19 protein-coding genes are annotated in these 24,642 nt (G+C 69.2%); 13 read left to right on the top strand and 6 right to left on the bottom strand.

The annotated features are described in order from the left end of the window. The first annotated feature begins 22 nt into the window (after positions 1–22). The gene (locus IPN47_09785; GenBank protein ID MBK9408327.1) at positions 23–748 is read left to right on the top strand and encodes a hypothetical protein; all 726 of its coding nucleotides are present in this window, start codon (positions 23–25) and stop codon (positions 746–748) included. Between the two features lie 16 nt (positions 749–764). Here IPN47_09785 and IPN47_09780 read toward each other — a convergent pair whose 3' ends face one another. Further along, the gene (locus IPN47_09780; protein MBK9408326.1) at positions 765–2,447 is read right to left on the bottom strand and encodes an HDOD domain-containing protein; all 1,683 of its coding nucleotides are present in this window, start codon (positions 2,445–2,447) and stop codon (positions 765–767) included. A 133-nt stretch (positions 2,448–2,580) separates the two neighbouring features. Here IPN47_09780 and IPN47_09775 point away from each other — a divergent pair, with 133 nt between their 5' ends. Together IPN47_09775 and IPN47_09770 are read left to right on the top strand one after the other, a co-directional pair. After that, complete coding sequence (locus IPN47_09775; GenBank protein ID MBK9408325.1) at positions 2,581–3,384, top strand: c-type cytochrome; 804 nt, start codon at positions 2,581–2,583, stop codon at positions 3,382–3,384. A 3-nt stretch (positions 3,385–3,387) separates the two neighbouring features. Further along, positions 3,388–5,835 carry an ammonia-forming cytochrome c nitrite reductase subunit c552 gene (locus tag IPN47_09770; GenBank protein ID MBK9408324.1) on the top strand — a complete coding sequence of 816 codons (2,448 nt, stop codon included), beginning with the start codon at positions 3,388–3,390 and terminating at the stop codon, positions 5,833–5,835. Here IPN47_09770 and IPN47_09765 read toward each other — a convergent pair. Beyond that, the gene (locus tag IPN47_09765) at positions 5,795–6,511 is read right to left on the bottom strand and encodes a hypothetical protein (GenBank protein ID MBK9408323.1); all 717 of its coding nucleotides are present in this window, start codon (positions 6,509–6,511) and stop codon (positions 5,795–5,797) included. The genes IPN47_09770 and IPN47_09765 overlap by 41 nt on opposite strands. A gap of 215 nt (positions 6,512–6,726) precedes the next feature. Here IPN47_09765 and IPN47_09760 point away from each other — a divergent pair, with 215 nt between their 5' ends. Both IPN47_09760 and IPN47_09755 read left to right on the top strand, forming a co-directional pair. Then, positions 6,727–9,618: a TonB-dependent receptor gene (locus IPN47_09760; protein ID MBK9408322.1), complete on the top strand. Its 2,892-nt coding sequence runs from the start codon at positions 6,727–6,729 to the stop codon at positions 9,616–9,618. Between the two features lie 199 nt (positions 9,619–9,817). Then, positions 9,818–10,618, top strand: a complete 801-nt coding sequence (locus IPN47_09755) for a glycerophosphodiester phosphodiesterase (protein ID MBK9408321.1) — start codon at positions 9,818–9,820, stop codon at positions 10,616–10,618. A 74-nt stretch (positions 10,619–10,692) separates the two neighbouring features. On the opposite strand, the gene IPN47_09750 is transcribed toward IPN47_09755, so the two are convergent. From IPN47_09750 to xrt, 4 genes are all read right to left on the bottom strand, one after another. After that, a complete protein-coding gene (locus tag IPN47_09750) occupies positions 10,693–11,406 on the bottom strand; it encodes an Ig-like domain-containing protein (GenBank protein MBK9408320.1) in 714 nt (237 codons plus the stop codon). Between the two features lie 279 nt (positions 11,407–11,685). Next, on the bottom strand, positions 11,686–12,345 hold the full coding sequence (locus IPN47_09745; protein ID MBK9408319.1) for a PEP-CTERM sorting domain-containing protein: 660 nt from the start codon (positions 12,343–12,345) through the stop codon (positions 11,686–11,688). Positions 12,346–12,388: 43 nt separating this feature from the next. Beyond that, positions 12,389–13,045, bottom strand: a complete 657-nt coding sequence (gene epsI / locus IPN47_09740) for an EpsI family protein (protein ID MBK9408318.1) — start codon at positions 13,043–13,045, stop codon at positions 12,389–12,391. Between the two features lie 37 nt (positions 13,046–13,082). After that, positions 13,083–13,970 (bottom strand): exosortase, encoded by an 888-nt coding sequence (gene xrt, locus IPN47_09735; GenBank protein MBK9408317.1) that lies wholly within the window; start codon positions 13,968–13,970, stop codon positions 13,083–13,085. 361 nt (positions 13,971–14,331) lie between these two features. Between xrt and IPN47_09730 the strand changes: the two genes are divergently transcribed. From IPN47_09730 to ppk2, 8 genes are all read left to right on the top strand, one after another. Then, positions 14,332–15,609: a VanZ family protein gene (locus IPN47_09730; protein ID MBK9408316.1), complete on the top strand. Its 1,278-nt coding sequence runs from the start codon at positions 14,332–14,334 to the stop codon at positions 15,607–15,609. 121 nt (positions 15,610–15,730) lie between these two features. After that, a complete protein-coding gene (locus IPN47_09725; protein ID MBK9408315.1) occupies positions 15,731–16,870 on the top strand; it encodes a Gfo/Idh/MocA family oxidoreductase in 1,140 nt (379 codons plus the stop codon). A gap of 11 nt (positions 16,871–16,881) precedes the next feature. Continuing rightward, positions 16,882–18,666: a DUF885 family protein gene (locus IPN47_09720; protein MBK9408314.1), complete on the top strand. Its 1,785-nt coding sequence runs from the start codon at positions 16,882–16,884 to the stop codon at positions 18,664–18,666. Positions 18,667–18,800: 134 nt separating this feature from the next. Beyond that, positions 18,801–20,396 carry a peptide ABC transporter substrate-binding protein gene (locus tag IPN47_09715; GenBank protein MBK9408313.1) on the top strand — a complete coding sequence of 532 codons (1,596 nt, stop codon included), beginning with the start codon at positions 18,801–18,803 and terminating at the stop codon, positions 20,394–20,396. Positions 20,397–20,855: 459 nt separating this feature from the next. Next, complete coding sequence (locus IPN47_09710; GenBank protein ID MBK9408312.1) at positions 20,856–21,146, top strand: hypothetical protein; 291 nt, start codon at positions 20,856–20,858, stop codon at positions 21,144–21,146. Between the two features lie 90 nt (positions 21,147–21,236). Continuing rightward, entirely contained in the window at positions 21,237–22,184 is a 948-nt protein-coding gene (locus IPN47_09705) for an ABC transporter permease (GenBank protein MBK9408311.1), read from the top strand. Beyond that, positions 22,181–23,035 carry an ABC transporter permease gene (locus IPN47_09700; GenBank protein ID MBK9408310.1) on the top strand — a complete coding sequence of 285 codons (855 nt, stop codon included), beginning with the start codon at positions 22,181–22,183 and terminating at the stop codon, positions 23,033–23,035. The genes IPN47_09705 and IPN47_09700 overlap by 4 nt, the downstream gene beginning before the upstream one ends. A gap of 225 nt (positions 23,036–23,260) precedes the next feature. Then, a complete protein-coding gene (gene ppk2 / locus IPN47_09695; protein ID MBK9408309.1) occupies positions 23,261–24,604 on the top strand; it encodes a polyphosphate kinase 2 in 1,344 nt (447 codons plus the stop codon). The last annotated feature ends 38 nt before the right edge of the window (positions 24,605–24,642 follow it).

The raw sequence follows: 24,642 nt of genomic DNA, 5'->3' as shown, positions 1-24,642 counted from the left end.
GCGGCGAACTGAGGACGCCCCGATGAGCTTTCGTACGCTCGACGCCACGCACATCATCGCGACGATCGAGCGATTGGGGCAGCGGATCGAGGAACGCTTTCCCGGCGCCGGGCTCTCCGGCGTCGGGCGCGACCTGCTTGGCCTCGCGCGCGACTGTGCGCGTGAGGCCGAGTCGTTAGGTCGCCCGCACTGGCCCATCCGGGCCGGGGTCGGGCTGGCGATCGTGCTGATGGTGGTCGCGGTGATCGCCGCCGTCGTCGGCGTGGTGCAACGCCTGTCGTCGCCCACGCAGGTTTCGGGGTTGGCGGAGTTCGTCCAGGGCGTCGAGTCAGGGGTCAACGATCTCGTCTTCCTCGGGATCGCCGTCTACTTCCTGATCTCCATCGAGACCCGGCTCAAGCGGCGGGTCGCGCTCCGGCGCATCCACCAGCTGCGCAGCATCGCCCACATCGTGGACATGCACCAGCTCACCAAGGATCCGGAGCGCCTGCTGGCCACGCACCAGGACACGGCGTCATCGCCCCAGCGCACGATGACGCGCGCGGAGCTGTGGCGCTACCTGGACTATTGCAGCGAGCTGTTGTCGCTGACGGGGAAGATCGGCGCGCTCTTCGTGCAGCGGATGGACGACGCGGTCGTGCTGCAAGCCGTCAACGAGATCGAAGATCTGACCAACGGCCTGTCGCGCAAGATCTGGCAGAAGATCACCCTGCTGGAGCGCACCGGGGACGCCGGGGGCACGTCGTAGCGCCGGGTCGGACGCCCTAGCCGGACTTCATCCCGGCGACGGCGCCGGCCAGGAACTCTCCCTTCCACTTCTCCAGCACGGTCGAGGCGATCCCCAGCTCCGACGAGACGGTGGCCACCGCCTCGCCGCGCAGGAGTCGGAGGACGGTGTCGCTCTTGAAGGTCACCGAGTACGCCGGCGTCGCGCGCAGCACCGCCTGCACCCCGGTTGCCGTCTGCCGCCCGGGGGTCGGCGCCGCCTGCCGCGCCTCGATCCCCTTCACCGCCCCTTCGCACAGCTTGCGCACGTAGGCCAGCGTGGTGCGGTCGGGGAGGCGGGAGTTCCAGGGACGATCGCAGTAGACGCAGCCCACCAGGCGCGTCCCGACCACCACCGGGAAGACGCCGAAGCACGACGCCCCTAACGATTGGGCGAAGCGCAGCTCCTGCGCGGTGAAGTCGCGCTCCACCGGGACGCAGACACTCTGGCGGCGGAGCATCGCCACCGCCACCGGCCCTTCGCGCGGGCTCAGCTCGAAGGTGAACTTCTCCAGGAGCTGCTCCACGCCGGTGCCGAGCCCGTAGCGTGCCTTCACGCCGCTGCGGTCGGGGGTGATCATGCAGAAGACGACGCGATCGAACGGCCCCCCGCGGAAGATCCCCTCCAGCACCATCAGGATCACGCGGTTGAGGTCCTCGCCCGACGTCGGCTGGGCGATGCGGATGACCTCCGACGCCAGCTCCTCACGCAGGCGCGCCTGCGCGATCGCCGCCTCCACTTCGGCCACCTGCTCCGGCGTTGCGCCTGCCGACGTGCCTTCGGCCGGGAGCTCGTCCGCCGGCGGTCCCCACGAGCCCAGCTGCGCCATCGCGGCCTTTTGCAGCCGGCGGAGCTTGAGGTCGTCGAGCGTGACCTTCGCGCTCGCGAAGACCTCCTTCGTCTCCGAGAGCGAGGCCTCGAGGACGCCGGCCACCTCTTCCCGCGTCAGGTTGAGGCGGCGCGCATAGCGCGTGAGCACCTCGGCCACGCCATCGCGCTTGGGATCGAACTCGCGACGGTAGACCGCGGCCGTGAGGTCGTGCGCGAACGCCGTGATGACCCCCACCTCGGAGACCGCGAGCGGCCCATCGGCGCGAATGCCGATGATCACCGATTCGGGCATCCCCCAGTGCCGGGCCATCGACTCGCCCAGGTCCTCGAAGCGGAAGCCCAGCACCTCGAACGCCGCGATCCCCTCACCGCGCGCCTTGGTCTCCAGGTGCTGCAGGATGCGGGCGTACTCCTTGGGGAAGTAGCCGGCGATGAGCACCTCGCCGAGGTTGCGGAACATCCCGCACAGGTGCGCCTCCTCGGGGTCGGGGAGGTTGCGCCGCATCGCGATCTCGCGCGCATGGTTCGCCGTCAGCAGCGAGAGGAGCATCAGCTCCTTGAGCCCGGGCGAGCGCTTGCGATAGTGCTCGAAGACGAGGAGCGAGGCCGCCAGGTGCCGCACCGTCCGCGCCCCCAGGAGGAGCATCGCGTGCGTCGCGCTCTGGATGGTCTTGTCGGAGCGCTTGTAGTAGGCGCTGTTCGCGGTGCGCAACACCTTGAGCGTGAGCGCATACTCGCGGAGCACGATGTTCGCCAATCGCTGGATCGACGCATCGTCCTCGGGCATGTGCTTCAATGCGTCGAGGGCGTCCTTCGAGATCGCGGGAAAATCGGCCTCGGACAGGATCATCCGCATCTTGATCTCGAGCGGCGACCGGTCGTCCGTATTGTGTTGCTCGCGTTTGCCCGGGTATTCTTTGGCGTGATTCTGCACGATAGGGCGCGTCGATGAAGGCAGGACCATCGCTAGGAGTATCGGCCGGGTGACGCAGTTCCTTCTGCTTCTCCTGCTGGTCCCCCCAGCGGCATCGCGCATGCGCGCCACTGAGGCCGAGTCGAGGGTGACGGGGCGCACTTCCGGGCCTCTGGCGCGTGCGATCGCCCCCGCTCCAGCGACCTCGGCCGGGCGCCGTGAGCCGGTGCCGGAGCCGCTCACCCCGGCCGCCACGCGGAAGGCCGAGCTCCTGCTGCGAGATCACCTCCCCTGCCTCGGCTGTCACACGCTCAACGGCTCCGGGGGGAAGGTCGGCCCCGACCTGACCACCGTCCGCACCCGCCGATCGGCCGACTACGTCGCCGCGATCGTCGCCGATCCGGCACGCGTGGTCCCGGCAGCCGCAATGCCGCGCACCCTCATGCTCCCGGCCACGCGCGACCTGATCATTCGCTATCTCCAGACGCGCCCGGGCAACGCGGCGGGAGGAGTGCCGGCCCCCGCGTCGGCCCCCGTACCCGCCCCTCCCGCCACTGCGGACGGCGCGGCGCTCTACGCCAGGTGGTGCGCCAGCTGCCATGGAGCCAAGGGACAGGGCGACGGCCCCAACGCCGCTGCCCTCCCCATCAAACCGGCGGCGCACGCCGACAAGGCGACGATGTCTCAGCGCCCCGACGACACGCTGTACGACACCATCGCCGGCGGCGGTGCGATCATGAACCGCTCGGCGCGCATGCCGGCCTTCGGGGCCTCGCTCAGCGCGGGCGAAATCCGCGCGCTCGTGGCGCACATCCGCTCGCTCTGCCGCTGCGAGGGGCCGGCGTGGTCGCGCGACCCCAAGGGAGGGGCGTAGCCGATGGCGCGCCCGCCCAAGGGAAAGGGGAGCGGAAAGGGGGGGCGGAGCGGCCCTCCGTCCGAGACGCCGGTCACCCCGCTCCCCCCCCGATTCCCCCGCTCGCGCCTCTGGCTCCTGCTGGCGATCGTGGTGGCGCTGGCGATCGCCGCGCTCCTCGTCGTCTTCCGGCCGTGGTCTGGGGACGTGGGCGACGCGGAGGGGGCCGGCGCCTCGCGCGAGGCGCTCCCTCCCCCGACCGCCCGCCTCACCGCCGCCAGCGTCACCTCCGACGACTTCCTCGGCTCTGACGCCTGCGCCGACTGCCACCGTGCCGAGTTCGACGTCTGGCGCCGCTCGACGCACGGCACCGCAGGGGGAGCGCCGTCACCCGCGACGATCATCGCGGCCTTCAACGGGGCGCCGATCCGCTTTCGCGACGCCGAGGTGCTGGCCACGGCGTCGGCGGGGGCATATCGCTTCGTGGTGCGTCAGCAGGGGCGTGCCGAGCGGGTCTTCACCGTGGACGGCGTCATCGGGCGCGGGCACATGGTGGGGGGCGGCACGCAGGGCTTCGTCTCGAAGTTCCCCGATGGAACGTGGCGCTTTCTCCCGTTTGACTTCCATCGCATCGACGGGAAGTGGTTCTGCAACACCGAGGCGCGCGGCGGGAAGGGGTGGCAACCGATCACGCCATCGATGTCGCTCGCCGAGTGCGGGGACTGGCCCCCGATCCGTGTCCTGGGCGACGAGGTGCGCTACACCAACTGCCAGTCGTGCCACGGGAGCCAGATCGCGGTCTCGCTGGACTCGGCGGCGTCGCGGGTGCGCACGCGCTTCACCGCGCTGTCGATCAACTGCGAATCGTGCCACGGGCCCGGCCGGCGCCATGTGGCGCTGGTGAAGGATGCGGCCGCGATTGCATCTGGCGAGACGGGAATGTCCGCGCTGGCCACGCGCTCCAAGGACGGCTCGCTCGAGACCTGCTGGAGCTGCCACGCGCTCAAGGACCGGCTGCGCGGTGGGTATCTCCCGGGAGAGTCGCTGGAGGCGTATTACGCGCTACGCACGCCGCAGTTGGGGGATCGGGCGCACCTGGCCGACGGCCGCGTGCGGACCTTCGCCTACCAGCAGGGGCACCTGTACTCCGACTGCTATGTGAACGGGGGGATGACCTGCACCTCGTGTCACGACCCGCACTCGCAGGGGTATCGTACCGTGACGGGGGAAGCGATCCCCGGGCGGTTCGACGACCGGCAGTGCACGTCGTGCCACCAGGCCAAGGCGGCCGCTCCCACGCTCCACACGCGACACGCCCCCGCCTCGGAGGGGAGCCGCTGCGTGAGCTGTCACATGCCCTACCTGCAGGAACCCGAGGTGGGGACGACGCTCCGCTACGCTCGCTCCGACCACGCCATCCCGATCCCCCGCCCCGCCGCCGACGGCGCCGCGGGGATCACCAGCGCGTGCAAGGGGTGCCACACAGACCAGAGCGAGGACGCGCTCGACCAGCAGGTGCGGCGCTGGTACGGGGAGCTCAAGCCCGTTGCGCCGGCCATCGCCGCCGCGCAACGCCTCCCCGGCATGACCAGCCGCACGGAGGCGGCGGCGCTGGTGCTGCGGCCCGGCGAACGGCACACCGCGGCCCTCTACGCCGGCATCGCACAGTTTGCCGAGCAGTTCCTCGCGGCCGACATGCCCGACCTGGAGCGCGGGGTGATCGACCGGCTCGACGCGCTCGGCCGCCATCCCGACCTCGACGTGCGCGCCACGGCGCTGGCATCGTTGCACCTGGCCGCCGGCGACCGCTCCGGTGTGCGCCGTCGACTGGCGACGCAGCTGCGCACCCTCGGCGCCGACGAGGCGCGTGTGCGCGCGCGCTGGACGCTCGTGTTGGGATGGTTTGCCGACGTGGCGCGCACGCGTGGCGACGCCGGGACCGCGGTGCGCATCTACCGCAAGGCGCTCGAGATCGAGCCGGAAAACCCGCGCCTGCACCTCAACCTCGGGGTCTCGCAGTCCCAGTCGGGCGGATTCGCCGACGCGGTGGTCAGCCTGCGCCGAAGCCTCGAGCTCGAGCCGCGACAGCCCCTGGCGCAGGTGAACCTCGGGATCGCGCTCTCGTCGCAGGGGGACAAGGCGGGGGCCGAAGCGGCGTACCGTCGGGCGTTGCAGCTGAACGCGCACGAACCGCTCGCCTGGTTCAACCTGGGCAACATCTACTTCGAACAAGGGAAGGCGGCGGAGGCCCAGGACGCGTACGAGCGGGCGGTGGCGAGCGATCCGTCACTTCCCGTCGCGCACTTCTACCTGGCGCGCATCCTCGCCTCGCGCGGGGAGCTCACGCGCGCGCTGGAGGAGGTCAACGCCGGACTGGAATTCGCCCCGGGCGATCCCGACGCGCTGGAGGCGCGCGAGAAGCTGCGGCAGGTCATGGGCGCGCGGGGCGCGTCGGGAGGGGGCGAGCGGTAGCGCCCGCCCCCGGCTTCGTTGCGGCTGGTGATTTCGCCTTCGCCGTCTTCTTTGCAGCCTTCGACGGTTTGGCTTTCACAGCCTTGGGCGGCGTCGCCGCCTTCCGCACGAGGCGTACGAGCGTGGAGGCCTCCGACGGCTCCAGCAGCTGACGCAGCGGATCGAGTTCGGCGTCGTCGATGAAGAGCAGGAAGGAGCGCGTCCCTGCGCTATCGACGCGGGTGAGGACGAAGCTCCCTGCCCCGACGCCAGGCTCCTCGAGGATGGCGCGCGCCCGTTGCACGGACGGCACACTGTCCTTAGGGGTCGTGCCCCGCCCGCGGCGCGGGCGCGGTGGCGGCACGAGCAATCGCGCGGCCGAATCGGCCCACCGACGTGCGTCGGAGGCCCGCACGCTGAGCGAGAGCGTTCGCCGGGGCCCGGCGGCACCAAGGGCGAGCGTCCCCTCCCCATCGAGGCGCATGACGAGGGCGATGTCGCCCATCAGCGTCCGGACCACGGGTGAAGGCGCCGGAGCGCTCGACTGCTGCGCCCGCGCGGCCGAAGAAAGCGGGAGCACGCAGGCAGCAATCGCGAGCAGCCGCCCGACGACACGTGTCACCGCCCGCCGGGGGAGGTCGACAGGCGCATGGCGCGGACGCAGTCCTCGCGAGGGGAGTCGGTGCGAACGCTTCATGCGTGGATGAGTCGCCTAGGTGCGACCGGTTCGCAAGGCTCCCCCTCGTGCGAATGGCAGGGCGTGGCGGGCCAAGAGGCGCGGCGCCACGCGGGGACGCGTGCGAGGCGATCCATGCGAAATCAGGGGGAATGGGATATGGCGAACGGTCGAGGTCGAGCCCTATCTTCGGGGCGTCTTGACAGACCATTTACACCAACCCCACCGAGGTGTTGATGTTCGCTACTCGAGTTCGTCGATTCGCCGTCCTGTGTTGCCTGGCCCTCGCGGCGCGCCCCGCGCTTGCGCAGGGCGGCTCCATCGGCGGCAAGGTGACCAACGACGGCGGCGCGCCGCTCAGCGGAGTGCGCGTGCAAGCCATCAATGCCAGCGGGCAGATGGCGGCGTCGGTGCTCTCGCGCGAAGACGGGACGTACCGCGTCGCCAACGTGGCGGCGGGGACGTACGCCGTCGTCGCGACGCGCATCGGCTACCAGTTGGTTCGCACCGAAGGGGTGACGGTCACGGCCGGCGGCAGCGCCACCGTCGACGTCACCATGAAGGAATTCGCCACCGAGCTCAATCCGGTGGTCACGACCGCCTCGCGTCGTCCCGAGAAGGTGCTGGCGGCGCCAGCGTCGGTCTCCGTCGTGGACGTGCGCGACATCCAGGAGCGCACATCGGTCACGGTGACCGATCACGTGCGCGGCGTCCCCGGGGTCGACGTGAACCAGGGCGGCATCGCCCAGAGCAACGTCGTGGCGCGCGGCTTCAACAACGCGTTCTCGGGCTCGATCCTGATGCTGCAGGACTACAAGTTCGCCGGCGTCCCGTCGCTGCGCGTGAACGTTCCCTTCCTGATGACGGGGACCAACGAGGACGTCGAGCGCATCGAAGTGCTGCTCGGCCCCGCCTCGGCGCTCTACGGCCCCAACTCGGCAAACGGCGTGTTGCATGTCATCACCAAGTCGCCGTTTTCCTCGCAGGGGACGACGATGACGGTCGATGGCGGGACGCGCAACCTGTGGCGCGGCTCGCTGCGTCACGCGGGCGTCATCACCCCGAAGGTCGCCTACAAGCTCTCGGGCGAGTACTTCAGCGCCACCGACTGGAGCAGCGCCTCGGCGCGCGACACGCTGGGGAACATCCTCCCCAACTTCGATCCGGGTGAGCCCGACGTCTTCCCCGCCCAGGCCCCGGCCGCGCGCGCGGGAAAGCCGAACATCCGTGACTTCAACCTGCGCCGCTTCACCTCCGAGGCGCGCCTCGACGTTCGTCCGTCGGAGAACGCCGAGTTCGTGACGACGCTCGGGTATACCGACGTGGGCAGCGGTCTCGAACTCACCGGCGCCAACGGCACGTCGCAGATCAAGAACTGGACGTACAAGAGCCTCCAGCAGCGCGCGCGCATCGGGCGCCTGTTCGGACAGGTCTTCGCCAACCTGAGCGACGCCGGCAACGACGACTCGCTCTCCACGACCGGCACGTACCTCCTGCGTTCCGGCCAGCCGATCGTCGATCAGTCGCGCGTCTTTGCCGCCCAGCTGCAGCACGGGCTGTCGCTCGGCAAGAAGCAGGACTTCGTGTATGGGCTCGACTGGATCAAGACCAACCCGCGCACCGGCGGCACGATCAACGGGCGCAACGAGGAGATCGATGACGTGACGGAGGTGGGCGGCTACATCCAGTCCACCACCAACCTCACGAGCAAGTTCGACCTCATCGCGGCGCTGCGCCTCGACCACAACTCGCTCATCGACGGCTACCAGACGTCGCCGCGCGTCGCGGTCGTCTTCAAGCCGAGCGAGACGCACAATTTCCGTGCGACGTACAACCGCGCGTTCTCGACGCCGGCCAACTTCTCGTACTTCCTGGACCTCATCCAGGCGCGCAACATCGGCAACTCGGGCTACAACATCCGCGCGCTGGGCAACCCGCCCAAGTCGGGGTGGAACTTCAATCGTTCGTGCGGCACGCTCAACGGCGGGCTGTGCATGAAGTCGCGCTTCACCGGCGGCAACGACTGGGTCGCCTCGTCGTCGGCCGGCGTGTATCGCGGCGTCATCGCCGGGCTCCGCCCGAACCTCATCGCGCTGCTCACGCCGTCGCTCGGCGCCCAGCTGGCCACGGCGCTGGTGAACGGGCTTGGCAACTTGCAGCCGACGGACAACCAGGTGGGAAGCCGCGTCGCCTACCTCAACCAGGCCACCAACCCTGCCCGCGACATCCAGGGGGGGAACCTGGCCGACATCGGCGCGCTCGACGCGTCGTACAACAAGACGTACGAGATCGGCTACAAGGGGATCATCGGCAACAAGCTGCGCCTGGCGGTCGACGGCTGGGTGCAGAAGCGCGGTGACGTCGGGAACCCCGCCGGCATCGCCACGCCGAACGTCTTCTTCAACGGCCAGCAGCTGGGCGCCTTCCTCGGCCCCAACATCGCGCAGATCCTGATCCAGGCCGGCGTCCCGGCGGCGCAGGCCGCGGCGGCCGCGCAGCAGATCGCCCCGCAGATCGCGACGGCGGCGGCCTCACTCCCCGTCGGCATCGTGCAGTTCAACAACGGCACGTTCGCCAACGGCACCGACGTCTACGCGACCTACACCTCCAGCACCAACAAGGAGATCACGGTCAAGGGCGTCGACATGGCGGTGGACTACGTCGCCAACGAGTACATCACCCTCGCTGGCACGTACAGCTGGGTGAGCGACCTGATCTTCAGCGACATCGTGAGCTCCAACTCGTCGCCGCTCATGCTCAACGCGCCGGACGGCAAGGCGTCGCTGACCATGAAGCTCCGCGATGAGCCCAACAAGTACGGGATGGAGTTCCGCTGGCGCTACATGGCCGCGTACCCGGTCAACTCGGGCGTGTACGCCTCGGGTCCCGACGTCTCCGGCCGCGACATTCGCTTCCAGCGCCCCGGGTCGACGCAGTTCTACGTGTACGACGGTGTGCCGACCAGCAATCTCTTCGACATCGGCTTCAACTACCGCCTCCCGTTCGGCGCCAAGGAAGTCCTCTGGTCGGTGAACGGCACCAACATCCTGGACAAGAAGATCCGCTCCTTCCCCGGCTCCCCGCAGATCGGGCGCATGGTGGTGACGCGGTTGCAGTACAGCTTCTAGAAGGGCAGACCATCGCGAACGCCCGGGGGCCTCTGGCTCCCGGGCGTTCGTGTCTTAGGGGGAAGACGGGAAGACGGGAAGACGTGAGAACGGGTAAGGGGGGCGCGGTGGACGGCGAAGGAGGCCCGCACCTGCGTGCCCGCGATTGCGGTAGCTTTCACTCGTATTCTCGTCTTCCCGTCTTCCCGTCTTCCGCCCCTTGAACCCCCTCCTCGACCTGCGCGCCCGCCCCGTCATCGGGCATCGCGGCAACTGCGCGCATGCCCCGGAAAACACGCTGGAGTCGTTCCGGCAGGCCGTCGCCCTCGGCGTCGACGCGCTGGAGTTCGACGTGCGACGCACGCGTGATGGGGCGATCGTCGTCTTTCATGACGCCACGGTCGCGCGCACGACGGGCAGCGCGGGAGAAGTCGCCGCGCTCACGCTCGCCGAACTGCGCGCGTTCGATGCAGGGGCGACGTTCACGACCGATGGCGGGCGCACCTTTCCGTATCGTGGGCGCGGGATCGGGATCTCGACGCTCGAAGAGGTCCTGCTCGCCCTCCCCGACATACCGGTGCTCATCGAGATCAAGACCGTCGAGGCATCGGCCGGGACACGGGCGGTGATCGAACGGCTGCAGGCTACTGGGCGCTGCGTCGTGGCGTCGTTCGACCAGCGTGCCGTCGCGCCCTTTTCCGGAAGCCGCATCGCGACCGGGGCGTCGACCGCAGCGATCGCGCGGCGATGCCTCCCCGCCCTGCTGGGTTGGCGCTTCCGAGCGCTCCCGTTTCAGCTCATGTCGCTGCCGCAAGTGCATGAGCACATTCCGGTCCCGTTAGGCGCGCTCGTCAGGGCGGCGCGCCCCGCCGGAGTTCCGCTCCACGTCTGGACGGTGAACGACGCCCCCACCGCGCACGCGCTCTGGCAACTCGGGGCGCGCGGCATCATCTCCGATGATCCGGCCGTGATCCTCCGGGCACGCGACGCGTGGGACGCGCGCGCGGGGACGTCGGCGTGACCCGCTGAAAGCAGCACGGGCGCGCCACAAGGCGCGCCCGTGCATGGTTCCGGTGCGAGCAGAACCGCGGTGGGCTATTGCCCCACCGCCAGCATCGACAGCGGCTGCAGCGAGCCGCTGGACACCGCGAGCGTGTTGGTTCCGGCGGTGCCACCCAGCGTCCAGCGCGCCGTGACCTCACCGAGCGCGTTGGTGAGCCCGGACTGCGGCGAGATGAGTCCGCCGCCGCTGACGACCTGGAAGGCGACGGCGATCCCCTTCATTGGGACGTTGCCGGGCCCCACGATGCGTATCACGATCGGGTTGGGGAGCGCCGCCCCGGCCTTGGCGATCTGGTTGTTCCCCTGCGCCACGATGATGTCCGATGGAAGGAGGGCGAGGGCGATGACGTTCACCGCCTCGACGCCGGGGACCGTGGCGCGCAGCATCTGCGCGACTTCGTTGGGCCCCACCGTCCACTTCACCTTCACTTCGCCGTTCTCGTCGCTGGGGGCACTCCCGGGACTCACCGATCCACCGCCCTGCACCACCGAGAAGCCGACCGGAATCTTGGCCACCGGATTGCCGTCGGTCCCGAGCACCCGAATGATGACCGGGTTGGGAAGCTCGGCACCGCCCTGCACCTGCTGGTTGTTCCCCTGCACGAGCACGAGGGAGCCCGGTGACGGGGCCTCGACGACCTCCTTCTTCCCGCAGCCGGTCAGGGCAAGCGGGGCGAGGAACGCCACGAAGGCGAGCACGGCGCGGGGCGCGTGCGCGCGCCCTCTCGAGTGGGAGTGTGGAGGCATGTCTGGATCGACCAAGGGCATTCCGAACCCCGGCGTCCGGGACGCATCGCGCGCCCCGACGGGGTTCTCCACTGAGGAGTATCGGCGCGTCGCGCCCAACCCTGAGCACCCCCGACGCTCCGCCGTGCGCTCCGGGGTCCGCTCGTGGCCCCGCCGACGGCGCCCCCCCGCAACGCGAACGGGCGCAGCCAGTTGGCTGCGCCCGTCCGTTGGCGAGTTGCCGTTCTTTCTACCCTACGTACTGCCGATCGAACTGCCGATCGAACAGCCGGTGCGACGTTACGCCTTGCGACGGCGCCGCGCCCGGATGCCGCCGAGTCCGGCCAGTCCGAGACCGAGCAGCGTCATCGTAGCCGGCTCCGGGGTGACCGTCGCCTGACTGGTGGTGAACAGGACTTCCGAGAACTGTCCCTTCCCCAGTTCCGCTCTCCACGCGTAGGCATCGCCCCCGGCATACTGCCCCGCGAACGCGCTGGGTACTGCCCCGTTCACCGCCTGAAGCCCGATAGCCTGCGGCCTGGCGACGGCGCCCGAGTAGTACCAGGTGTTATTCGGGAGCAGCATCCCAAAGATGAGCGGCTGTCCCGCCTTGAAGAGCCCGAGCGTCGTGGAGTTGCTGCCGGCGACCCAGGTCGCCGACCCATCCCCGAACGCCGACGGTCCGATCGCCACGCGCTTGTGCGGGGCAAACTGACCGGTCACCGGGTCGAACGGATCGGGGAAGAAGTAGAGCTGCGTGCCGGTGAGCGCCTGCAAGGCGCCGAGCACCGTCACGGTCACTCGCTGCAGCCCGTTCCCGTTCCCGACCTTCACGGTCGTGGAAGCGGGGAGGTTCTTGGCTGCCTTCCCCTTGTTCTGTGCCGACGCCACTGCCGGGGTGCTCGCGAGGCTACCGACTGCCAGCGAGAGCACGAGCGACGTCATGGCGAACTTCTTCATCGCTTTCACGTTCTCCTTCCCAGGCCAGGGATGGTGACCTCGTCTAGGTGACTGGACCGGCCCACCGCGGGAGCGCCTGCTCCACGACGGGAACCAACCCGGCCGCCACACGCGACGCGAGGTCGTCGGCGTGTGCCTGTCTCTCCTTCCATTCCGTTGCATTGAACTGCTTCGATGGCGGGATCGGTACCATGATCCGCACCAGCGCCTCCTCTGTCCGCCCACGCGTTGCCGCGTCGCGCAACAGGTCCCACTTGACGGCGTACTCGTTCCAGGCCACGCGACCGCGCCCCTGATACCAGTAGTACACCATCGCCTGCATCGGACCGTTTGCCAGGATGTACCGGTTCACGGTCACCGACTTGCCTTGCACCTGCACAATGCGCGTCCCCGACTCGACCGTCTGCCACCCGGCCCCCGGGAGGCAGTTCTTGGGCGAGTGGATCGTTCGCCCGGTCGCCTGCGACTCGTAGTATCCAACGTAGATCGAGAACGCCTTGGTGGAGTCGTCCGGTGCCCCGAAAATGCGGAAGACATAGTCCGACATCCCCGCGACCCGACGCTCATCCTCGCCGATCGTCCGACTCTCGCCTGCAAATCCCGCAAACTCGAGCGGGATCTTCTCCAGCGGTCCCGGAAGCGTGGCGACCTCCTGTCGCCGTGCCCCCGCCAGCAACACCGCACCGACCGCGAGAATCATGGCCGGTAGATACACACGCCATCCACGCCACGCGCGCTCACTCATGGGCCACGCTCGCCGTTGCACGGCTCACCGCCCGCTCCTCGATCGCCAGCACCACCCAAGTGATCGCCCCCAGGATGGCAAAGGCCACGAGAAAGAGGAGCCACCCCTCCGTCATGTGCGAGAATCCCTCGGCGAGCTTCGGATCGACGAAGGCGACCAGAAACCCGGTGATGAACACCCGCACCCCGTTCACCACCACCGCCACTGGAATCGACAACGCCACGATGGCGACGCGCGACGCCGGCTTCTTCAGGAGCAGCCCGCCTAACAAGACCCCGAGACTCAGGAGCGCCGTCAGCGAGCGAAGTCCACTGCATGCCTCGGTCACGAACAGGTCGTGCCCGGGCAGACGAATCACGTTGCCGTCGAGATGCACGGGGATGCCCCGAGTGGCGAGCATCGCCGCGCCCATCTGTGATGCCTTGAACTGCAGCGGGAGGGCCAGCGCGCCCATCACCATGTCAGGGAGCGGCACCGACAGCGCCAGAAGCGCCACGGGCAGCCACCAATGCATGAGTTGGCGAACTCCCCACCCCCACACCACCAGCCCCGCGAGCGCCAGGAACATCGACGCCCGGCCCACAAAGGCCTCCGCCGCCAGTGCCGACACGTATCGGAACACGACGGCCATCACCAGCATTGCCACGCCTACCAGCGGGAGCGGCTTGGCGTTCGCCGCTCGACCGCGCTGCCATGCCAGCCAGAGGGCCAGCGGCGCCAACAGCAGACCATGCCCGGCCTCGGGATCCGACCACCAGGTCCGCATCGTGTTGATGAGCGGATCGGCGAACACGACCAGAAACGCCACCGACGTCGCCAGCGCGACCGTCGTTCGTTCCTTGGCCGGTAAGTCGGAGATCGTACCGGACGACGGAGTCATCACGTTGCCTGCGAGAGCCATTCTAGTACGTCACCGTGTTCACCACAAACGGAAAATTCTGCCCAAATGAGATCGCGCAAGCCTCAGTCTGGCAAGGAGATCGGCAGAGTCCGCCTCCCACAATCGCCTTCTCGACCGTACCGCATTTCGCCTCGCGACCGCCCACGTCGCCGCATGCTCGGACGAAGGCGAAATCGCTGCACGGTGTTCGGGGGCGAAGTGCCGATACTCACCCCCGACCTTCCAGCTGTCGGATGTGAGCATACTTCGGTCCAACACCTCAAACATCTCGCCGCGCCCTTCGGGTCCCGGTGATGACTCCTTGCCAAAGCCCAACGGCACACCCCCGTTCGTCGTTGGGGTGCCGTCAGGACGTGAGGCGTCGCACCCCGGCGTTCGTGGTACCCGCGGCACGGGTGCACGGCTCGGCGTAGCCCTCCTCGCCTACATGATGGGGGTGACGCTGATCATCACCCTCCTCCCGTTCCAGTTCGACTGGCCGTCGCGCTGGCGCATCATGTTCACAGGCGGCGCGGTCGACATCGTCGCCAACGTCCTCCTCTTCCTCCCCCTGGGCTTCCTCTTCCAGCTGGCTCGGCGGGAGGGGTTCCGGCACTCCACGCTCACCGTCCTGTGGGTGGGGGCGCTGTTGAGCATGGCGATCGAATCGGCGCAGCTGTTCGAAATGGAGCGCTACACCTCGGTGCTCGACGTGGCGACCAACGCGGTCGGGGCCTGGCTGGGCGCCATCGCCTTCGAGCGCGTGGCCCCGAAGGCCAAGGTCGACGGGGCGCTCATCGGTCGGCTCTCGCTCGAACTGCCGCTGATGGGGCTCGTCTACCTGCTCGTGCCGCTTCTCTGGCTCAACTCGCTCGCCTCGGGGAGTGAGATCGAGCGGGGAATCCTCGCGCTGCTACTCGGCGTCTTCGGCGCGTCGCTGCTGGGGGGGATGCAACGGTATCACTTCGGCCCGGCGCGAGCGCTGGGGGCGCGGGCCACCGCCGTGGGGGCCGCGATCTGGTTCATGGCCGGGACCTTTCCGTCGCTGCCGATGCGGCCGGCGATCGTGATCGGCGGCTCGGTAGTGGTCGCGGCGCTGGCGTTGATCCAGGGGACGCGTGAGTTCATCCCCACCTCGGCCAACCGTCGATTCGAGGTACCGCTGCTGATGTCGGCGGCTCCTGCCTATGCCGCGTACATGGTGCTGCTCACGCTCGCGCCGCTGTTGGGCGGAACCGCATCGTGGCAGATCGGAGCCGGATTCCCAGGGGTCGCGTCGGAGTGGACCAAGGTCGAGATCCTGCGCTTCCTCGAGCAGGTCGCCTCGTTCACGCTGCTGGGCTACATGGTGGCCGAGTTCCGCGGTCGTATCGTGCCGAGCTATCGGCGGGCGCTCCCGCGACTGCTGTCGTGGGGGAGCACGGCCGCCCTGTTGGGCGAGGGGGTCCGTGGCTTCCATGCGGGGCACGGTGCCTCGGTCGCGCGCGGCGTCGTGTTGCTCACCGCCGCGCTGTACGGCGGGTGGCTCTATTACCTGCAACGCGCGCACGTGATGCGCCTCATCGCCGAGCCTTCGGCCGATCGCCTCCCGGGTCGGGCCGAAGCAGCCGACCGCGTGACGCGCGTCGACGCCGCCTAGCGAGTCGCGCGACCGCGCATGGGGAGTCGGGCCGGTTCGCGCTGGCTCCCCTCGATGACGCCACGTACATTCGCCGCCGTTCGTACGCTTTCCACCTGAACGGCCGACGGCAAGGAACGACGTGGCAGCACAGAGCAACGATTCCGCGCGCACCGTGCGCGTGGCAGTCCTCGGCGCCGGCGCATGGGCGCGACTCGCGCACATCCCCGGCTTCAAGCGCGATGCGCGGTGCGAGGTCGTCGCCATCTGCGACCCGCAGCGCCACATGGCCGAGGCGCTGGCGGCGGAGTTCGGGATCCCGAGCGTGTACAGCGATCATCGCGAGGTGCTGGCGCGCGAGGATATCGACCTGATCGACGTGTGCACGCCATCGGCGACGCACTTCGAGCTGTCGTGGGCCGCGCTGGAGGCGGGGAAGCACGTGCTGTGCGAGAAGCCGGTGGCCTTCGACTTCCGCGACACGATCCGCGCGGCCGAGCTGGCGAAGTCCAAGGGGCTCAAGACGAAGCTCGGCTTCACGTTTCGTTATGCGCCGGCCATGCGGTACATGAAGCACCTCATCGACACGGGGTTCATCGGGACGCCGTTCATCTTCAACGGCTACGAGCAGAACTCGCAGTGGCTCGATCCGATGAACCCGCTGCGCCAGGTGGACGTGGACGCCGACCAGTCGGTGCTGCAGGTGTCGTCGCTCGAGGGGTACGGCGCGCCGATCATCGACATCGGGGCCTGGGCCGTGGGCGCCGACTACAAGGAAGTGGTCGGGACGATGCGCAACTTCATCCCCGAGCGGATGGTGCGCGCCACGGGGCGCGTGATGCGGATGAACATCGACGACGGCGACATCTTCATCGGCGAGTTTGCCAATGGCGCGTTAGGCTCCATCCAGACCTCATTCGTGACCGTGGGGAACTATCCCGGGATCGAGGCGCGCATCTACGGGAGCGAGGGGGCCTTGATCTGCCGCCTGGTCGAGGAGTTCGGCGTGTGCGAGTCGCTCAAGGCCGCCAAGCCGAACGACGTGGAGTTCAAGGAGATCCCGGTCCCGCCCGAGTTCTACCCGCCGGGCGGGACGAAGGAGGAGTCGTGGCGCACGCTCTTCTACGCCAACCTCACGGCGTCGTTCATCGGGGAGATCCTCTCCGACGGCGATGAGAACGAAGGGAGCTTCATGGATGGGGCGCGGGTGCAGGAAGTGATCAACGGCGTGGAAGCGTCATTTCGCGAGCGTCGGTGGGTGTCGTTGCCGCTGCCGCGGTAGGTCCACGTATCGTGGGAGAAGACGAGAAGACGAGAAGACGGGAAGACGAATACGCGCGCGGCGAGGCCGCGCGCGTCACCCCGTTACAGGCGGCTCCCGTCACGCCGCCACCGGGGGAGGCGATGGCGGCCTTTCTCGACGCGTACTACGCCGCCCGGCCGGTGAATGCGACGTTCACCGGCATGCACGCGCATGACCATCGGTTGCCGGATTGGTCGCCGGCGGGAGTGGCGCGGCTACAGTCGCAGATGCGCTCACAGCGGGTGCAGCTGACGGCGCCCGTCGGGGAGGCGCTCGAGGGCGCGATCGCCGCGCGCGATTGGGACGCGATCGATCGGGCGCTGGCCGATTCCTTTCTCGAGATCCAGCTCGCGGAGCTCGACGGGCGGCAGTTCCAACGGGGGAATCCGTCGCTGGTGATCGGGGAGGCGACGTTCGCGATCATCGCACTGATGATCCGCGACTTTGCGCCGGTGGAGCAGCGCGCGCGCATGGTGCGCGCCCGGCTGTCGCAGCTCCCGCGCTTCCTGGCGACGGCGCTGGCCGTGGTGGCCGAAGCGCCGGTGCCGTCGACGTGGGCCGACAAGGCGCTCAAGGAGTGCGACGGCGCGCGGTCGCTGCTCGGCGCCGGGCTCGACCAGTGGCGCGCCGCACCCGAGCTCCCCGAGGAGCTGCGCGACGCGCTGCGGCGTGAGGCGGACATGGCGTTAGGCGCCGTCGAGGCGTTCGCCGCCGAAGTGGCGGGGCTGGCGCGCGATGCCGTGCCCGCGCGCGCGTGCGGGCGTGACCTGCTCGACCTGCTGGTGCGGCGCGGCCACTGGTGCACGCGCTCCGTCGACGACCTGCTCGCCGAGGTGCGCGACGCGTTCGCCGCCGAGCGCCAGAGGCTGGACGAGATGGCGCGGGCGATCGACCCGGCTGGGCTCGTCGCCGTGCAGGAGCGCCTGGCCGCCGCGCACCCGACGCCTGACGAGTACTACGGCGCCTTCCAGCGGACGTGGGACGCGTGCTACGCGCTCTCCGCCGGACGAGGGCTCGTGACCTGGCCCGAGGCGCCCATCCGCTTCGTCCCCTACCCCGAGGCGACTCGTCAGGCGGCCCCGTCGCTCTACTACCTGTTCTACCGATCGCCGGCGCCGCTGGAGTGGCCGGCGGTGCACGACTACGTCGTGGCGCCTATCGAGGGGCTGGCGGGTGAGGCGCTGGAGCGTCACCTGCGGGGGTGGAACGACAGCGTGATCAAGCTCAACCATGTCGTGCATCACGGCGCGCTTGGGCATCACGTGCAGAACCGGAAGGGGGCGCGCGCCCCGCTTCAGGTCGGGCGCATTGCCGCCGTCGACTGCGCCTCACGCATTGCGATGTTCCTTGGCGGGACGATGGCCGAGGGGTGGGCGTGCTACGCGACCGACCTCATGGACGAGTGCGGCTTCCTGACGCCGGAAGAGCGGGTGTCGGAGCAGCAGACGCGGGTGCGCATGTTGGCGCGCGCGCTGGTGGACCTGGAGTTCCATTGCGGGATGCGCAGCTTCGAGGAGGCGGTGTCGCTGTACGTCGACCAGGTGGGGATGCCCGCCGCGGCGGCGCACGGCGAGGCGGTGAAGAACTCGATGTTCCCCGGGACGGCGCTGATGTACTGGTTAGGCACGTCGCAGATCCACGCCCTGCGCCAGCGGGAGCATGCACGACGCGGGGAATCGTTCGCGCTCCGCGCGTTCCACGACACGTTCCTTTCGTACGGCGCGATCCCCGTGGCGCTGGTGGCCCGGCTGATGGCGGCCGCGCCGCACTCCTGATCGATTGCGGGGGGCGCCAGACGGTGCCGTCCGCTTGTCCCTTCCTTTCGGTGCAGAACTCGATGTCGCGATTCGTCCGGTTCCGGTCGTCCCTCCAGCGCCGTGTCGTGGCGCCTATTCGTGCGGCGTCGCTGATGATGCTCACAGTCGCCGCGTGCGCGCGAGACGGCGGACCAGGCGGCACGGCCGGCGGCCCGTCGAACGACCTGCTGATCATCGCCTACGACCGCGAACCCGACACGCTCAATCGCTTCAGCACGCACATCCTCGAGGACGTGCAGACCTGCGTAGTGGAGGGGCTGGTGACGACCGACGAGAAGATGAACGTCGTCCCGCTCCTGGCGACCGAGGTGCCGACGCCGGAGAACGGCGGAGTCGTCATGCGCCCCGACGGTGGGATGGACGTGACGTGGAAGATCCGTCCCGGCGTGACGTGGCATGACGGCGTCCCGTTCACCTCGGCCGACGTCAAGTTCACGGTCGACGCGATCAACTCGCCCAACTACAACCCGGAGAGCACCGACGGCTTCGACCGCATCACCTCGGTCGATACCCCCGACTCGCTCACCGCCGTCGTGCACTACAAGGAGGCGTACGCGCCGTACGAGATCCAGTTCATCCGTGGTGCGCTCCCGAAGCACGTGCTGGAGGGGAAGGACATCGACACGGCCACCGAGTACAACCGGAGCCCGTTAGGCACGGGGCCGTACAAGGTGACCGAGTGGAAGACGGGTGAGTACATCCTGCTCGACAAGGTCGACCGCTACTGGCGCGGCGCCGAGTACCCGAAGATCAAGCGCATCCTCTTCAAGTTCATCGCCAACACCACCACCCGCATCAACCAGCTCAAGAGCGGTGAGGCGCACGTGGCCGCCCTCGTCCCGTGGGACAAGTACCGCGAACTGAAGGAGGTCCCCGGACTCACGATCCACCAGATGATGGGGAACTCGTACGAGCACATCACGCTCAACCAGCGCAGTGTCGCCGCGTTCAAGGACGTGCGGGTGCGGCGGGCGCTGATCCATGCGATCGACCGCGAGTTGCTCACCCGGACCGTGCTCGACGGATTGGCGCCGGTGATCGACGGGGCGATCCAGCCGCTGTCGTGGGCCTACACCGACAGTGTGCGGAAGTACCCGTACGACGTGGCGACGGCCAAGTCACTGCTCGACGAGGCGGGGTGGACGGATGCGAACAACGATGGCCTGCGCGAGAAGGACGGAACCCCGCTCGCGTTCACGTTGATGACGCAGGCCGGCTTTGCGATCCGCGAGAACATTGCACAGGCGGTGCAGAAGCAACTCAAGGACGTGGGGGTCGACGTGAAGATCCAACTGGTCGACGGCACCTCCATCTCCTCGCTCTGGTTCGAAGGGAAGTTCGACGCGATGCTGCACTGGTGGCACATGCCGAGCGATCCGGAGATCACGCTGTTCTTCGCCTCGGACCGAACGCCGCCCGCCGGGCGCAACATCAACTACGTCGCCGACGACTCGCTCGACACGCTGCTCTACGCCTCCGACCGGACGGTGGCGCAGGGGCCGCGGCGGGCGTTGCTCGTGGCGGCGCAGCAGCGGCTCGCGGAGCTCGCGCCCGAGATCCCGCTGTACAACGTGACGCGGCTGGACGCGGTGCCGGCAACGCTCAAGCACTTCAAGGGGAACCCGACGAACACGGGGATCTTCTGGAACGTGTGGGAGTGGGAGGTGGAGGGCGGGGCGAAGCAGTAGGCGGAGGTCCGCGGGCCCCGCGCGGCCGCCGCGCGGCGCGGCGGGGCGGGGAGCGGGCAACCCCGCCCCCCCGACGCGCCCCGGGGGAGGTTCGGGGGGGGTCCTGTGGGCCTCCGCTGATCTTCGCCCCCGCCCTCGACTTCGGCCAGGGCACCCCCCGAAACGTGGGGCGCGCGCCCGCGGGGCAACACGGTCGGCAACGGTCGACTTGCACCACCTGACACCTCACCCATGGCGGCGCACGCATCACCGCGGTGAGCGGGGGCGATCGGGCGCATCACCACGCCGCCGGACGGGTCGCGACTCCCCTTCATCGTCGTCTTCCCCTTCGGCGGAGCGCCGAGCCTGAGCATCAGCTTCACCTTCGAGGGGACGCTCACCGGCGACGCGGGGACGTCGTGCACCTTCAGGCGCAACTTCATCGTCACGGCGGTCCCGGGTTCGGCCACCATCGCCCAGGTGGTGCTCGATACGCTGCCGCTCCCCGCGCGACAGCGCGCCGAGATCGTGCTGGTGCAGCACGTCGGGCGACAGGCGCTGCTGCAGGCGCACACGCCGTATCGCGGCGCGCATTCGCGGAGCTGGGACGTGAGCGCGGGAACGCTGTCGGACTCGTCGTCGTCCTCCGTGACGTGGACGCTCCCCGCCGAGCCAGGGATCTACGCCGCGGAGCTGGCGCTCGACTACGGGGACGACGGGCTGGCGTTCGACACGCTCATGCTCGAGGTGCTGCCGGAGTCGCCGGAGTAGACGCTTCAGGAAGGGTCGGCGGCGCGGTGACGTGCCGCTCATCCGCTTTCCCACTCGCGCCTCCCCGAGCCACGGCGGTAAGATCCTCGCGTGCTGACCGCCGTCGCCCGCCGCCTTGCCCAGGCGCTCCCGCTCCTGCTCGTCATCTCGGTCCTCGTCTTCGCGCTGCTGCACGCGGCGCCCGGGGGGCCGCTCGCGATCTACCTGGAGAATCCCAACGTCCGCCCCGAGGACATCGAGCGACTCAAGCGCTCGTTAGGGCTCGATCGTTCGCTCCCGGTCCAGTACCTGGCCTGGCTCCGGGGATTCGTGGTGGGCGACTGGGGCTTCTCCTTCGCCGACGGACGCCCGGTCACGGTGCGACTGGCGGAACGCATCCCGGCGACGCTGGAGCTCATCCTGGCGTCGCTCGTCCTGGCCTTCGTCGCCGCCCTCCCCATCGGGGTGCTCGCGGCCGCGCGCCAGCGCAGCCTGTTCGACCGCACGGTCACGACGCTCACGCTCGCCGGGATCTCGCTCCCGACGTTCTGGTTCGGGCTCCTGTTGCAGCTCCTGTTCGCCGTTTCGTTAGGCTGGCTCCCGTCGTCGGGTCGGAGCTCGATCCTCGGCGGCGACCTGCTCGACCGCCTGCGGCACATCATCCTCCCGGCCACGGTGCTGGCGACGGTGCATGCGGCCGTGTGGACGCGCTACCTGCGCAGCGGGATGCTCGCGGTCCTGGCGCAGCGCTTCATCCTCTCTGCACACGGACGCGGCGTGCCGGAGCGCCAGGTGGTCTTCGTGCATGCCCTGCGCAACGCCCTCCTCCCCTTCGTCACCATCGTCCTGCTCGACGCAGCGATCATGGTGTCGGGCGCGGTGGTGACCGAGAGCGTCTTCGCCTGGCCGGGGCTAGGCGGGCTCTTCACGGAAGCGCTCGCGCGTCGCGACTATACGGTGCTCATGGCGTTCCTGATGGTCTCGTCGACCGCCGTGATCGTGCTCAACCTCGTCGCCGACCTGAGCTATCGATGGCTCGATCCTCGGGTACGTGGATGACGGCGCCCGCCGCATCGCTCTCCACGTCGCCGCCCGGCCGGTGGCGGGCACTCCCGCCGGGAGTGCGCGCGGCGCTGGTCGTACTCGCGGCCATCGCACTGGCCGCGGTGCTCGCCCCGTGGCTGGCCGCGACCGCGAGCGAAGCGATGGACCTCACGGCGCGCCGAGCCGCCCCCTCGATGGCGCACTGGTTCGGGACCGACGAACTCGGGCGCGACGTCCTGGCGCGCGTCCTTTCGGGCGCCCGCGTCTCCCTCGCCATTGGCTTCCTCTCGGCCCTGCTCTCTGTCGCGTTAGGCTCGGCGGTCGGGGCGGTGGGCGGTTTCGTGGGGGGATGGGTCGACGCGTCGCTCATGCGCCTCACCGACGCGATGCTGGCGATCCCGCGACTCCCGTTCCTGATGATCGTCGCCGCCATCCTGCAGCCGTCCATTCCGCTGCTCATCGTGCTGGTGGGCGTGGCGGGGTGGATGGAGACGGCGCGAGTCGTCCGCGCCGAGGTGCTCTCGCTCGCGCAGCGCGGCTTCGTGGAGGCGGCGCAGGCCACGGGCGTGGGTGCCGTGCGCATCCTCGCCGGCCATATCCTCCCCAACGTGCTGGGGACGATCGCCGTCTCGGCGACGCTGTCGGTCGGACGCGGCATCCTCCTCGAATCCGCGCTCTCCTTCTTTGGCGTGGGCGTGCAGCCCCCGGCGGCAAGCTGGGGGAACATGCTGTACCAGGCGCAAACCACGCTGACCTCCGAACCCTGGCTCGCCGTCTTTCCCGGCATGGCGATCTTCGTGACCGTGCTCTCGGTCAACGTGCTGGGGGAGCACCTCGCGCGCGTGGGCGGCGGCCAGCGCGACTAGTCTCCTCGGGCGGTCTCGAGGGCGGTCGCGCCGTGCGCACGCCGCGCCGCCGCGTCAGGCTTCGCCCTCCCCCGCTGTCGGGGAGAAGGGACTGGGTTCGAGGGCGTACCGGGTGAAGGTTGCATCGGGCGGCCAGCATTGGCGCCGCACCGCACGAGCAGTGACGGCGTCGTACCGCGACGCCGATACTGTGGTATGTCCCAGCTCCCCACTTCGGCACACGTCATGAGCGCCAAACGCAAGAAGACCACCCCCGCGAAGGCTGCCACGTCCACCGCCACGCCGTCCGAGCGGGCGACGTCGCGTGACAACGCACCGTCAGCTGCGACGAGCGGCGCGAGCGCCCGCGGAAAGGCCGCGGGGAAGTCCCGCGGGACACCTCGCGAGACGCCACGCAGGAAGTCACGCGGGACATCGGCCAGTGCGGCGCGCCGCCGTCGCGCCGTGTCCACCAAGCGTGGAGGCGATCGCGCCATGACAGCGGGCGACATCGCCCCCAGCCTGTCATCGCCCGAGGCGATCGAACAGTTCTCCGTGGGCGAAGCGGTGGTGGCCGCGCGCACGTCGAAGGAGACGGCGGTGAGGGACATCATCGCCTCCTCGCCCCCGGGGAAGATCGCCACGCTGATCGACTCGCTCGACGCGATCATGCACGGCGCCTCGCCCGATGACGTGACCGCCCTGCGCGATGCGATTCTCGCGCACGGGCGGCAGGCCGAGCGCACGCACTCCGAGCACGCCGACGCCTTGCTGGCCGACGACTGGCGCTCCGGGGGCTATCCGTACAAGAACCTGATGTCGCGCAAGAACTACGAGCGGCACAAGTACGGATTGCAGGTGGAGCTGCTCAAGCTGCAGCAGTGGGTGAAGGCCACGGGGCAAAAGGTGATCATCCTCTTCGAGGGGCGCGATGCCGCCGGCAAGGGCGGAGCGATCAAGCGCTTCATGGAGCACCTCAATCCCCGCGGTGCGCGTGTCGTCGCCCTCGAGAAGCCGAGCGAGGTGGAGCGCGGCCAGTGGTACTTCCAGCGCTACGTGCAGCACCTCCCCACGGCGGGGGAGATCGTGATGTTCGATCGCTCGTGGTACAACCGCGCCGGCGTGGAGCGGGTGATGAGCTTCTGCTCGCCTGACGAGTACACGGAGTTCATGCGCCAGTGTCCCGAGTTCGAGCGCAACCTCGTGCGCAGCGGCGTGCACCTGATCAAGTTCTGGTTCTCGGTGAGCCGCGAGGAGCAGAAGCGCCGGTTCAAGGAGCGCAAGTCGCACCCGCTCAAGCAGTGGAAGCTCTCCCCCGTCGACATGGCCTCGATCGACAAGTGGAGCGAGTACACGAAGGCGAAGGAAGCGATGTTCTTCTACACCGACACCGCCGACTCGCCGTGGACGGTGATCAAGTCCGACTGTAAGAAGCGCGCGCGCCTGAATGCGATGCGCTACGTGCTTCACAAGCTCCCCTACAAGAGCAAGGTGCTCGAGGCGATCGGTCCGCTCGATCCGCTCCTGGTGGGGCGCGCGAGCGTGGTGTACGAGCGCGGTGAGCACCAGGTGATGGTCCCCGCGATCTGATCACCGGCGGGCCGGCGAGCGCCGGCCCGCGGGCGGAC

This window comes from Gemmatimonadota bacterium (assembly GCA_016719105.1).
In the GTDB taxonomy this organism is placed as follows: Bacteria; Gemmatimonadota; Gemmatimonadetes; order Gemmatimonadales; family Gemmatimonadaceae; genus SCN-70-22.
Note: the sequence above shows the minus strand (reverse complement) of the source record. Positions and strands in the feature narration are given on the sequence as shown.

Coding starts and splice junctions, on each gene's coding strand:
- IPN47_09765 (MBK9408323.1), bottom strand. CDS start 6,511: ATGAAGCGTTCGCACCGACTCCCCTCGCGAGGACTGCGTCCGCGCCAT.
- IPN47_09760 (MBK9408322.1), top strand. CDS start 6,727: ATGTTCGCTACTCGAGTTCGTCGATTCGCCGTCCTGTGTTGCCTGGCC.
- IPN47_09785 (MBK9408327.1), top strand. CDS start 23: ATGAGCTTTCGTACGCTCGACGCCACGCACATCATCGCGACGATCGAG.
- IPN47_09700 (MBK9408310.1), top strand. CDS start 22,181: ATGACGGCGCCCGCCGCATCGCTCTCCACGTCGCCGCCCGGCCGGTGG.
- IPN47_09715 (MBK9408313.1), top strand. CDS start 18,801: ATGATGCTCACAGTCGCCGCGTGCGCGCGAGACGGCGGACCAGGCGGC.
- xrt (MBK9408317.1), bottom strand. CDS start 13,970: ATGACTCCGTCGTCCGGTACGATCTCCGACTTACCGGCCAAGGAACGA.
- epsI (MBK9408318.1), bottom strand. CDS start 13,045: ATGATTCTCGCGGTCGGTGCGGTGTTGCTGGCGGGGGCACGGCGACAG.
- IPN47_09750 (MBK9408320.1), bottom strand. CDS start 11,406: ATGCCTCCACACTCCCACTCGAGAGGGCGCGCGCACGCGCCCCGCGCC.
- ppk2 (MBK9408309.1), top strand. CDS start 23,261: ATGAGCGCCAAACGCAAGAAGACCACCCCCGCGAAGGCTGCCACGTCC.
- IPN47_09770 (MBK9408324.1), top strand. CDS start 3,388: ATGGCGCGCCCGCCCAAGGGAAAGGGGAGCGGAAAGGGGGGGCGGAGC.
- IPN47_09745 (MBK9408319.1), bottom strand. CDS start 12,345: ATGAAGAAGTTCGCCATGACGTCGCTCGTGCTCTCGCTGGCAGTCGGT.
- IPN47_09780 (MBK9408326.1), bottom strand. CDS start 2,447: ATGATCCTGTCCGAGGCCGATTTTCCCGCGATCTCGAAGGACGCCCTC.